Origin of the sequence: Pseudoalteromonas sp. L1 (assembly GCF_021728095.1) — a bacterium.
In the GTDB taxonomy this organism is placed as follows: Bacteria; Pseudomonadota; Gammaproteobacteria; order Enterobacterales; family Alteromonadaceae; genus Pseudoalteromonas.
This window is the reverse complement of the sequence record NZ_JAKKCT010000001.1, coordinates 1108286-1120020: the sequence shown is the minus strand read 5'-3', so window position 1 is coordinate 1120020 and position 11735 is coordinate 1108286. Positions and strand designations below refer to the sequence as shown.

Sequence of the window (11735 nt, the reverse complement as noted above, 5' to 3'; positions counted from 1 at the left end):
CGCGTCACCTTTCGTTTTCAATACTGTATTTATCTAATATTGATAGTTAATGTGCTGATAAAAACGCACACGTAAATCTTGTCGAGTTGGGTTGAACGCCAGCTCATCGGTCACTTCATTAATTGCACTTTGAACTTGGTTCATAAACCGACCATAACCAATATCATGCTTATCTTTATCTGCGGCTGCAATCACAAAATGTAGCACGTCAACTAAACTATTGGCATTCCAGTAATGCTGTAATTGAGGTTCCTTGGTGTTGCAATCAAAGGTCAATTTTTGTAGTTCACTGTTGCTTTGAGCATTATCTATATGACTATTGCGCACTATAGGGCGGGTACCATTAGCGATAAAAGCCCCTAGTGTTAATTGGCGTTTTTCACATGCGCGTTTAAACGCATCAAAAATATACTGATAAAATTGTGTGTAGTTTGCTTCGTTAAGCATATGCTGGAACTGCGTTTTAATCGCACGCGTGACTGGAATTGAGAATCCCGCATAGGTCATTTCACTGTGCTCACCTGGTAAGTGACATTGACGAGACTGATAACGAGGGTAGAGGCTTCTTAATTTATAACCGTAGCTTTCTTTATGGCCTTTTGCTTTTGCAAACATGTCATAAGTAAGATGTTGGTGATCGCGAATTTTTAGTGAAGATTGATTGCTTAACAGCTTATCTTGTAAGCTGCTAATAACGCGCTGTACTTTATGATGAAACTGGGCTGCATTTGCTCTGATTTCTTCACCGGTTGCTAAGAATAAGAAGCGAATCTTTTTACATTTTTCATCATCCGAAGCAAATATAGTGTGGGCTTCATGGTATTGAGGATTGTAAAAAAACAGAATTTGTTTAGCGGTTTCTAAGCTATATGCTTCATCGTGATAACGAACCACGGGTAGTTTATCATTTGCGATTAGATGAACATTGTGAAGTTCGTATTCGTCGCATAGTGCAAATAATTCCCTTGCAAGACGCTTATAACTGCAGTTAACTGAGCTAAACTGCGCGAAAAACTCATCGTTTGGTTTAAATTCAACTAGCACATATTGGTTTGCGCGTGCTGAGCTTGGAATATAGACTCGATGTTGATTGAGCGAAGCCATCTTTTTTCCTTATAAAAAGTAAAACTGTCGGGACTATATCGCTACTGGATGATCATTTTATTGCGTTAGAACAATTTTTTTACCGATTTTGTCGAGTCTGTGAACTATGTATTCAACGATCGGCTTAATATCTTCAATAAACATGATTCAACTACTGTATGTTAAGGTTTGTTTTTGTAATAATGCATTAGTTTTGTCACCATGCAATATTCAGAGGATTATGCTCCTATGGCGGAAATTGAGAATCGCCCAAGTAACTTTATTAGAACGCGTATTGATGAAGATCTCGCAAGCGGTAAGCATGCGACTACGCACACGCGTTTTCCACCAGAACCAAACGGTTTTTTACACATTGGTCATGCAAAGTCGATTTGCTTAAACTTTGGTATTGCCAAAGATTATCAAGGTCTTTGTAATTTACGTTTTGATGATACGAATCCAGAAAAAGAAGACATCAATTACGTAAATTCGATTAAAGAAGATGTGCAGTGGTTAGGTTTTAAGTGGGATGGTGAAATCAAGTATTCATCTAACTATTTCGACGCGTTATACGGCTATGCTGTTGAGCTTATCGAAAAAGGCCTTGCATATGTGTGTTTCTTATCGCCCGATCAAGCGCGTGAATACCGTGGTACGTTAAAAGAGCCAGGTAAAAATAGCCCATACCGTGATACATCGATTGAAGAAAACCGAGCGTTATTTGAAAAAATGCGTAATGGCGAATTCAAAGAAGGCGAGTGTGTACTTCGTGCAAAAATCGATATGGCAAGCTCATTCATGGTATTACGTGACCCGATTATATATCGTGTCCGTTTTGCTCATCACCACCAAACAGGTGACAAGTGGTGCATTTACCCAATGTACGACTTTACGCATTGTATTTCTGATGCGCTAGAAGGCATTACACACTCATTATGTACGCTTGAGTTCCAAGATAACCGTCGTTTATACGATTGGGTATTGGATAACATCAGCCTTGAGTGTCATCCGCAACAAATCGAGTTCTCACGATTAAATCTTGAGTACACCATTATGTCTAAGCGTAAATTAAACGACTTAGTGGTTAATGGTCATGTTGAAGGGTGGGACGATCCACGTATGCCAACAATTGCTGGTTTACGTCGTCGTGGTTATACACCTGCATCAGTACGTGAGTTCTGTTCTCGTATCGGTATCACTAAACAAGAAAACATGGTTGAAATGGGTATGCTAGAAGCGTGTATCCGTGAAGACCTAAATGAACATGCACCGCGTGCAATGGCTGTTCTTGATCCGGTTAAGATTGTTATCGAAAACTATGATGCAGATAAAGTAGAAACGTTATCTGTTGCAAATCACCCAAATAAAGAAGAGATGGGGCGTCGTGATGTGCCTTTCACTCGTGAACTTTATATCGAGCGTGAAGACTTCCGCGAAGAAGCAAATAACAAGTTCAAGCGTTTAGTTCTTGATAAAGAAGTACGTTTACGTGGTGCTTATGTCATTAAAGCTGAGCGCGTTGAAAAAGACGAAAACGGCGAAATTACAACTATCTTCTGTTCTTACGATCCTGAAACTCTGGGTAAAAACCCAAGTGATGGCCGTAAGGTTAAAGGTGTAATTCACTGGGTATCAGCAAGTGAATCAATCACAGCTGAAGTACGTTTGTACGACCGCTTATTTAACGTACCAAACCCAGCCGCTGCAGAAGACTTTAACGCAACTTTGAACCCAGAGTCACTCGTAGTGCTTGCGAACGCTAAAGTTGAGCCGTCACTTGCCAACGCACAAGCCGAGCAGGGCTTCCAGTTTGAGCGTACGGGTTACTTCTGTCGTGATAGCAAAGCTGAAACATTAGTATTCAATCAAACTGTGGGTCTTCGTGATTCATGGGCGAAGATTGAACAAAAGGGCTGAACCCTTTAACTAATTTTTTAAGTTTCTAAGCTTAATAAAAAACCCTTTCACTTTTAAAGTGAAAGGGTTTTTTTATAACGATTAAAAGTTAAGTCAAGTTAGAAATAACCGCGAATACCCAAGCTGAAATTACGACCTGGTAGTGGTGCTTTCTCTTTAATAAATGAGCTGTGTACGAAACCTAGCTCATCGGTTAAGTTATCAATATTAATGTAAAGCTGTGTATCTACAGGGCCTAAATCAAGCTGGTAGTTAGCAGATGCATCAAACAAAGTATAGCCATCAGTTTTTGTTTCATAGGCTGTGATATCTGACTGCTCAAAATAATGTGTACCTGTTAAGCTAAATTGCCAATCTGCAAATGTATATTGTAATTCAGAGCCAAGTTTATTGGCTGGCACACGCGGCAAATAGCCTTCACCATCTTTTAATTTTGCGGTTGTTGAATCACCAAATACTTTTACCAACGCACTCGGTGTAACTTGGTAATGAACATCAAACTCAACACCGTAAAGTTTTGCATCTTTACTCACGAATTGATAAACCGCCATTGCATCTTCATCAGCATCCGCTGCTGATTCTAACCCGTGCTCTTCATCAAATACTAAGCCTGTATTTTGTTGGTAGTAGTAGTTTTCAATATCGTTATAGAAGAAATTAACTGTGTAACCAAAATCGCCAATAAAACGGCGGAAGCTTAAATCAAAATTGGTGGCAGTTTCTTGAGCAATATTTTCCGGTTCAAAATGAATTTCACCATCTTCAATGTGATAACCAAGGCCTAATTCATAGGTACTAGTAGCAATGTGCACACCATTTGATAGTAGCTCAGCACTGAGTGGTGCACGCTCTGAACGTGACACACTTAGAGCTACACTTTGACCTTCTTGATATTGCCAAATCGCACCTGCAGATAAGCTAAGGTTAGTGAAATCTTCGCTGTAGCTGATAATTTCAGCTTCTTCGTGTGTTTCTTCCTCGTGGTCATCTTCATGATCGTGATGGTGTTCACTCATGGTGACATCAGAGTCAATTTTGTAATCTTCGATTCGTGCACCGAGCTCAACCGTAACGTCACCAAATTGTCTTTCTTCGAGTAAAAATAATGCGTTTGAAGTTGTGGTACTGGCAGGGGTAAAGGCTTCTTCACCGTCTGCATCATAATCAGACTCATAAAAGTGATAGCCTGCTATGCCATGCCACTGTCCTAATGTATGCTCAACGGTGGCACGTGCTTCTGTTGTTTCGTTATGAAAAACAGTGCCGATTTCTCCACCTTCAATTTCAGCATGTTGATAATCAGTGTAACCGACACGAAGCGTAATATTTTCGATCCAGTTATCGTGCAATGCATAGCTCATGTAACCTTGCCAACGGTCTTGTTCTAAGCGTGCAAATACTGATTCTTCGTGCTCTTCTTCACCTTCATGATGCTCACCTTCTTCATGCTCGTCATGTTCATGATGATGGTGTTCATGAGCTGGAATACCATAGTCAGTTTCAATACGACCATAGGACATGCCTACCGTTAAATGTTCACCTACATAGCTAGTACCAAAATTTAGAGTTTCGCTGTCGATAAATGTGTTTTCTACGCTGTTAGCTGTTTCGTGCTCTTCATGCTCTTCACCTTCATGTTCTTCGTGCTCTTCAGGAAGCTCGAAGGTAGGTGTTTCATAATCGTGGCCTTTACGCTTAGTTCCGTCAAAATGGAAATTAAATCCGTTATTACCCGTTTCTAACTTAGCGGCGTAGGTATTGGTATTTGATACTGTATCGTGAGTGTATTGAGCAGCACCGGTTAAAGACTCAATGTTATCGGTAGGAATACGGTTATCAACAACGTTCACCACACCACCAATCGCGCCTGAGCCATAAAGTAGGGTAGCAGGGCCACGAAGTACTTCGATTTGTTCAGCAGCTAAGCTGTCGTTAGATGTGGCGTGATCTGGGCCAATACGTGAGGCATCGCTGCTATCAAGACCATTTTGAGTGATTTTTACACGTGGACCATCTAAGCCACGAATAATTGGGCTTGATGAAACTGGGCCAAAATAGCTCGCATTCACACCAGGTAAGCCTTTTAGTGTTTCACCTAAAGTTGGCTTGGCTTTGTTTTTTAAATTATCACCAGCAAGTACATTAACCGGTGAGATCATCTCTAAACTATTTTTATGTAGGGCTGACGCATAAACAACAACAGTTTCAACTGACGTCGGTGTTAGATTGACGACAACTGATTGGCTGTCACCAGAAACTTCTATACGTTTATCAATGTAGTTGTCTTTACTTATGTGGAGTTGGCCTTTGTTATCTACATCAATTTTAAATTGACCTGATTTGTCCGTTACCACTGTTTGTGATTTACCGTGAACATGAATTTCGGCATTTGCAATGGGTTGTTGCTTATCGTCTAGAACTTGACCTGAGATAACAGCTGCAAAGCTTGAATGTGAAAATAAAGCTGCTGCAACGGCACTTGAAAGTACTGTAAGTTTATTCATCGTTCCTACTTCTGAGTTTATTATTAATAATCTTGATATAATATAACACCTCATTTATGGTAAAACAATGACGTTATAGTATAACTTTTGTTTTGTCGCTATTTACCATACATCCGCTATACTCAATACACCTTACTCGTGTAAAGGTTTATAGCTATGTCTGATAAAAATAGGGTATTCAAGGCACAATTTAGTATTGCTGACTTACGCCAGCACCGTAATCATTCTACGGTATTTACTACTGCGTGCGAGCGCTCAGAAAGCTACCAGCACTTTGTTCTTAAATTATTAAGTTATTGTGTATTTTCATATAATGAGGATGCTGTGCTTAATGCAAAATCAGATCGTTCAGAGCCTGATGTTGCTATCAAAGCATTAGATGAGCACTATATAACTTGGTTAGCCGTTGATGAACCCGATTTTCCCACTCTCAGTAAGGTGGCAAAAAGGGTAGATGAATTATGGGTAGTGACAACATTGGATGGTGATTGGCTGAATGAATATCAGCATTCACTTGACCTGATCAGCAATGGACATTTGATTGCCTTCGATCATCAATTTATCGATGATTTAGCGTCGCACCTAACTAAAAACCTACAGTGGGATGTCACTATTGATGAGCATGCAATCAGTGTTGCAGATAAGCTTGGTTTTTATCAGAGTAAGCAATTAGTGTGGCATTAAAGCTCAATGGTTATCTTACCATTGGGCTTACTGCAACATAGTAAAACTTCGCCTTCTCGCACAAAAGCAAGCGGCTCTTGATTATACTTGACGCTCCCTTCAACTAATTTCGCACGGCATGCACCGCAGTAACCTTCTCGGCATTGGTAGGGGACATCTATTTTTTGTTGTTCTAGGCATTCAAGGAGAGATGAACAGCCAGAATCAAACTCTACATTCTGGCTGTCTGTTCCTGCAAGGATAACCTGTGCAGTGGTGTTAGTGCTCATTACAGGTCGAAGTCACCAAAGTCAGATGCATCAACTTGAGAGTCGATTTGACCAACTAAATAAGAGCTAATTTCAGCTTCTTGAGGGGCAACTTGTACATTGTCTGATACCAACCAAGAGTTGATCCAAGGGATAGGGTTGCTCTTACTTTCAAACTGAGCAGGTAAGCCTACCGCAGTCATACGTGCATTAGTAATGTATTCAACGTATTGGCATAGGATATCTTTGTTAAGACCAATCATAGAACCATCTTTGAACAGGTATTCTGCCCAATCTTTTTCTTGCTCAGCAGCTTCGACAAACATTTGGATCGCTTCTTCGCGGCATTGTGCAGCAACGATCGCCATTTCTGGATCGTCCTTACCATCTTGCATAATGTTCAGAATGTGCTGCGTGCCAGACAAGTGCAGTGCTTCATCACGGGCGATTAGCTTGATGATTTTCGCATTACCTTCCATTAATTCACGCTCAGCAAAAGCAAATGAACACGCAAAACTTACGTAAAAACGAATGGCTTCTAGGATGTTAACCGACATCATAGCAAGATAAAGCTGCTTTTTAAGATCAAATAAGCTTACTTTAATTTCTTTCCCATTAATAACATGCTTACCTTCACCATATAAATTATATAGCGATACCATGTTGATTAAGTCATCATAGTATTTAGTAACCGCATCAGCACGCTCACTGATTTTTTCATTGCTTACAATATCATCGAAGATAAGCTCAGGAGATTGCGTTACGTTACGAATAATATGCGTATAAGAACGGCTGTGAATAGTCTCGCTGAATGCCCATGTTTCGATCCATGTTTCAAGCTCAGGGATTGATACAATCGGCAGTAAGGCAACATTTGGAGAGCGACCTTGCACACTATCAAGTAGTGTTTGATATTTTAGGTTACTCAAGAAAATGTGCTTTTCATGATCAGGAAGCGCTTGGAAATCTAAGCGATCTTTACTTACGTCAACCTCTTCTGGGCGCCAGAAAAACGATAATTGTTTTTCGATTAGCTTTTCGAAAATAGGGTACTTTTGTTGATCGTAACGTGACACGTTTACCGTTTGGCCGAAAAACATCGGTTCTTGTAATTGGTTATTATGGTTTCGACTAAAAGTTGTATATGACATAGTGATTTCTCAAAAAACAGTCAGGACAAAGCGGGCTAATGAGCCCGCCTTTGTTATGTTATTAATTTAATTAGATTTTACAAGCGCCGCCTGCACAACTGTCATCTTCAACCTCAGGTGTTAACTCATCTTGAGAGTCAGATGCACCGTCACGGGTGTTGTGATAGTACAGGGTTTTAACACCGAGTTTATACGCAGTTAGTAAATCTTTTAATAGTACCTTCATAGGTACTTTACCGCCTTCGTACTTAGATGGATCATAGTTCGTGTTTGCAGAGATCGTTTGGTCAACGAATTTTTGCATAATACCAACAAGTTGTAAGTAACCATCGTTTGAAGGAATATCCCACAGTAGCTCGTAGTTATCTTTCAGATTTTCATAATCAGGAACAACTTGCTTTAAGATACCATCTTTACTTGCTTTAACACTGATATGACCACGTGGTGGTTCAATACCATTTGTTGCATTAGAGATTTGCGATGATGTCTCTGAAGGCATTAGTGCAGACAGCGTCGAGTTACGCATACCATGCTCTTTAATGCTGGCACGTAATGAATCCCAGTCTAAGTGAAGTGGCTCTTCACAGAACTGATCTAAGTCACGCTTATAAGTATCTGTTGGCATAATGCCTTGAGAATACGTAGTCTCGTTAAATTTCGGACATGCACCACGTTCTTTCGCTAATTCATTTGACGCTTTCATTAGGTAATATTGAATTGCTTCAAATGTTTTGTGAGTCAGCGCATTTGCACTGCCGTCTGAGTAACGCTTGCCATTTTTCGCTAAGTAGTAAGCAAAGTTAATTACACCGATACCTAACGTACGACGACCCATAGTCGCGTTTTTTGCTGCTGGAACAGGGTAGTCTTGGAAATCAAGTAAGTTATCAAGCGCACGAACCGCAAGTTCAGCAAGCTCTTCTAATTCATCAAGTGATTCAATTGCACCTAAGTTAAACGCAGACAAAGTACACAGTGCAATTTCACCTTCTTCATCCATTACATTGCTAAGTGGCTTAGTTGGTAATGCAATTTCTAAACATAGGTTAGATTGACGAATTGGTGCCACAGTAGAAATGAACGGGCTGTGTGTATTACAGTGGTCAACATTTTGTAAGTAGATACGACCTGTGCTTGCACGCTCTTGTGCAAACATTGAGAATAACTCAATCGCTTTAATACGTTTTTTGCGAATTGACTCATCTTGCTCGTACTTAACATATAGCTCATCAAACTTCGCTTGATCTTCAAAGAATGCGTCATATAGACCTGGTACATCTGATGGGCTAAATAAAGTGATGTAATCATCTTTAATTAAACGGCTGTACATTAATTTGTTGAACTGTACACCGTAGTCAAGGTGACGAACACGGTTATCGTCAACACCACGGTTGTTCTTAAGAACTAATAAGTTTTCAACTTCTAAGTGCCATAATGGGTAGAATAGGGTTGCTGCGCCGCCGCGTACACCACCTTGTGAACAGCTTTTAACCGCTGTTTGGAAATGCTTATAAAACGGGATACAACCTGTGTGGTACGCTTCACCGTTGCGGATTGGGCTACCAAGCGCACGAATGCGACCCGCATTTATACCAATCCCTGCACGTTGCGAAACATACTTAACAATCGCAGACGATGTCGCATTGATAGAATCTAGGCTATCACCACACTCGATAAGTACACATGAGCTGAACTGGCGCGTAGGCGTACGCACACCGGCCATGATTGGTGTTGGTAACGAAATCTTGAATGTAGATACTGCATCATAAAAGCGCTTGATGTAGTCAAGACGCGTCTCTTTTGGATAATCAGAGAATAAGCTTGCAGCAACTAAGATATATAAAAACTGTGCACTTTCGTAAATTTCACCAGTAACACGGTTTTGAACCAAATATTTCCCTTCTAGCTGTTTTACAGCAGCATAGCTGAAGTTTAAGTCGCGGTTGTGATCAATATAAGAATCTAACTCATCGATTTCTTGCTCGGTATAATCAACAAGTAAGTGTTGATCATAACGTTTGTCTTCAACTAATTTCGTGATGTGATCGTATAAGCGTGGTGGCTCAAATTGGCCGTACGCTTTTTTACGTAAATGGAATACAGCTAATCGAGCAGCAAGGTATTGGTAGTCAGGCGTATCTTTAGAGATCTGATCAGCTGCCGCTTTGATGATAGTTTCATGAATGTCATCGGTACGAATTCCATCGTAAAATTGAATATGTGATTTTAATTCAACTTGCGAGACAGACACGTTATTTAGACCTTCGGCGGCCCAGGCGATCACGCGATGGATCTTATCTAGATCAAGTGACTCTTTACGGCCGTCACGTTTGCTTACAGATAGCTGTTGGTTCATAGTCTTGCCTGTATTCCTTGGGAAATTATATTTTTAGTGAAAACTTATTCTTCAGTATAATTTTTATTATTAAACACTAGATTGTGTGAATTGAATAACATTTAGCCACAATATCTGGTGTTCTTTAAATTGCAGATCACAAGATAGTGTGGTCTGCGATCATTTGCAAGGGACAGAAATGCCCCTATTTGTGGATAACTATTGGATAAGCACATTGTGTTAGTGAGCATTAACCTTTGACCATTCATTGATGATGAAATTTGTAAAAATCAACTCAAGATCTAGAAAATTTACCGTTTTTAAAAATAAATTTTGACTGTTTTTTTTATCGTCAAAGAATGCTCAAAACTCAAACCGATCACAATATATAGTATCTAAATTTAAATATAGCACTATATATGGTTAAATCCATCAATAGGCGAATGCCAATTGAAATCAGCTTGCCAATCCAGAGCAGCATCAACACTGGGTATATAGCCCCATAAAGCAGTAGCACTATACATATTGGCTGCTTTTGCCGCTTGGATGTCGCGCTCTGCATCCCCTATATATAAACAACGACAGGGGTCAACATTAAGGATCTCAGCAGTGTGCAGTAGTGGATCTGGAGATGGCTTAGCCACGTCTAGTGTATCTCCACTCACTACAGCCATAGCATTACTTAAAGAAGGGATTGCTTTGACTAAGGGCTCTGTTAAAAAACCTGGTTTATTAGTCATAATGCCCCATTTAATGTCTTTTTGTTCAAGTGCAACTAAGAGTTGCTCTATACCCTTAAAACATTTACTGTGCACAGCAATATCTGCGGCGTAGTAGTCAAGAAGTTGTTGGCGCAAGGCGAGCTGTTCAAGTTCGGGCCATTTATCACCAAAGCCTACTTCTAATAATGCATTTGCACCATTAGAGGCGGCGGGGCGATAAACATGCTCGGCAACAGGCGCCACATTGGCATCAGCTAACACACGGTTTAATGCGCCACCTAAGTCATCTGCGGTATCGAGTAGTGTGCCATCTAAATCAAAGATAAAGGCATCAAAATCGATAGAGGGTGTCTGTACACCACTCATCAGGCTAGTTTCTCAAAGTGAAGAATGTAATTAACACTGACATCATCATTTAAGCTGTACTGCTTAGAAAACGGATTATAGGTAAGGCCTGTACTGGCTCTTACTTTTAACCCCGCTTCCTCTGCCCACGCAATAAGTTGTGCAGGTTTTATAAACTTCTTGTGGTCATGAGTACCTTCGGGAACCATTTTTAAAAGCTTTTCAGCGCCAACAATGGCAAATAAGTATGCTTTCGGGGTTTTATTTAATGTTGAAAAGAATACATCAGCACCTGGTTTGGCAAGTTCTGCTACAGCACGAATAATAGAAGCAGGATCTGGAACATGCTCCAGCATTTCCATACAGGTGATCACATTAAAGCGAGCAGGGTGCTCAGCCGCAAACTCTTCTGCGGGTACTTTAATATAATCAACGGGCACGCCGGTTTCCAAACTGTGTAGTTTGGCAACGGTTAAAGGCTCTTGACCCATATCGATGCCTGTCACTTTTGCGCCCATACGTGCCATGCTTTCACTTAAAATGCCGCCACCACAGCCAACATCTAAGGTTTCCTTATCAAATAAGCCGCCCACTTTATCGGCAACAAAATCCAAGCGAAGAGGATTTATTTCATGAAGAGGTTTGAACTCTCCGTCGCGATCCCACCAACGTTCTGCGATGGCTTCAAACTTTGCAATTTCTGCATTATCTACATTTTGATGTTCGGTCATAAAAAACTTCCTCGT

The 11735-nt window shown here is 40.4% G+C and carries 9 protein-coding genes; 2 read left to right on the top strand and 7 right to left on the bottom strand.

Features of this window, described 5'->3' with window-relative positions:
* Positions 1 to 33: 33 nt before the first annotated feature.
* Positions 34 to 1104 carry a DUF3083 family protein gene (locus tag L3V38_RS05230; protein WP_237118617.1) on the bottom strand — a complete coding sequence of 357 codons (1071 nt, stop codon included), beginning with the start codon at positions 1102 to 1104 and terminating at the stop codon, positions 34 to 36.
* 228 nt (positions 1105 to 1332) lie between these two features.
* Here L3V38_RS05230 and glnS point away from each other — a divergent pair, with 228 nt between their 5' ends.
* Positions 1333 to 3000 (top strand): glutamine--tRNA ligase, encoded by a 1668-nt coding sequence (gene glnS, locus L3V38_RS05225; protein ID WP_237118616.1) that lies wholly within the window; start codon positions 1333 to 1335, stop codon positions 2998 to 3000.
* Between the two features lie 98 nt (positions 3001 to 3098).
* Here the strand turns inward: glnS and L3V38_RS05220 are convergent, their stop codons facing one another.
* Positions 3099 to 5504 (bottom strand): TonB-dependent receptor, encoded by a 2406-nt coding sequence (locus L3V38_RS05220; RefSeq protein WP_237118615.1) that lies wholly within the window; start codon positions 5502 to 5504, stop codon positions 3099 to 3101.
* A gap of 156 nt (positions 5505 to 5660) precedes the next feature.
* Here L3V38_RS05220 and L3V38_RS05215 point away from each other — a divergent pair, with 156 nt between their 5' ends.
* Positions 5661 to 6188 (top strand): YaeQ family protein, encoded by a 528-nt coding sequence (locus tag L3V38_RS05215; protein ID WP_237118614.1) that lies wholly within the window; start codon positions 5661 to 5663, stop codon positions 6186 to 6188.
* Here L3V38_RS05215 and yfaE read toward each other — a convergent pair.
* The 5 genes from yfaE to ubiG form a co-directional block, all read right to left on the bottom strand.
* Entirely contained in the window at positions 6185 to 6457 is a 273-nt protein-coding gene (gene yfaE / locus L3V38_RS05210; protein WP_130149807.1) for a class I ribonucleotide reductase maintenance protein YfaE, read from the bottom strand. The genes L3V38_RS05215 and yfaE overlap by 4 nt on opposite strands.
* Positions 6457 to 7587 carry a class Ia ribonucleoside-diphosphate reductase subunit beta gene (nrdB, locus tag L3V38_RS05205; RefSeq protein WP_062569018.1) on the bottom strand — a complete coding sequence of 377 codons (1131 nt, stop codon included), beginning with the start codon at positions 7585 to 7587 and terminating at the stop codon, positions 6457 to 6459. The genes yfaE and nrdB overlap by 1 nt, the downstream gene beginning before the upstream one ends.
* A 70-nt stretch (positions 7588 to 7657) precedes the next feature.
* On the bottom strand, positions 7658 to 9943 hold the full coding sequence (gene nrdA, locus L3V38_RS05200; protein ID WP_237118613.1) for a class 1a ribonucleoside-diphosphate reductase subunit alpha: 2286 nt from the start codon (positions 9941 to 9943) through the stop codon (positions 7658 to 7660).
* A 392-nt stretch (positions 9944 to 10335) separates the two neighbouring features.
* Positions 10336 to 11010, bottom strand: coding sequence for an HAD-IA family hydrolase (locus L3V38_RS05195; protein WP_237118612.1), 675 nt, complete (start codon positions 11008 to 11010; stop codon positions 10336 to 10338).
* Complete coding sequence (ubiG, locus tag L3V38_RS05190; protein WP_237118611.1) at positions 11010 to 11720, bottom strand: bifunctional 2-polyprenyl-6-hydroxyphenol methylase/3-demethylubiquinol 3-O-methyltransferase UbiG; 711 nt, start codon at positions 11718 to 11720, stop codon at positions 11010 to 11012. The genes L3V38_RS05195 and ubiG overlap by 1 nt, the downstream gene beginning before the upstream one ends.
* Positions 11721 to 11735: the final 15 nt, after the last annotated feature.

What these genes read in the sequence shown, in the direction of transcription:
- L3V38_RS05230 (WP_237118617.1), bottom strand. Translation starts at nt 1,104, where the DNA reads ATGGCTTCGCTCAATCAACATCGAGTCTATATTCCAAGCTCAGCACGC.
- glnS (WP_237118616.1), top strand. Translation starts at nt 1,333, where the DNA reads ATGGCGGAAATTGAGAATCGCCCAAGTAACTTTATTAGAACGCGTATT.
- L3V38_RS05220 (WP_237118615.1), bottom strand. Translation starts at nt 5,504, where the DNA reads ATGAATAAACTTACAGTACTTTCAAGTGCCGTTGCAGCAGCTTTATTT.
- L3V38_RS05215 (WP_237118614.1), top strand. Translation starts at nt 5,661, where the DNA reads ATGTCTGATAAAAATAGGGTATTCAAGGCACAATTTAGTATTGCTGAC.
- yfaE (WP_130149807.1), bottom strand. Translation starts at nt 6,457, where the DNA reads ATGAGCACTAACACCACTGCACAGGTTATCCTTGCAGGAACAGACAGC.
- nrdB (WP_062569018.1), bottom strand. Translation starts at nt 7,587, where the DNA reads ATGTCATATACAACTTTTAGTCGAAACCATAATAACCAATTACAAGAA.
- nrdA (WP_237118613.1), bottom strand. Translation starts at nt 9,943, where the DNA reads ATGAACCAACAGCTATCTGTAAGCAAACGTGACGGCCGTAAAGAGTCA.
- L3V38_RS05195 (WP_237118612.1), bottom strand. Translation starts at nt 11,010, where the DNA reads ATGAGTGGTGTACAGACACCCTCTATCGATTTTGATGCCTTTATCTTT.
- ubiG (WP_237118611.1), bottom strand. Translation starts at nt 11,720, where the DNA reads ATGACCGAACATCAAAATGTAGATAATGCAGAAATTGCAAAGTTTGAA.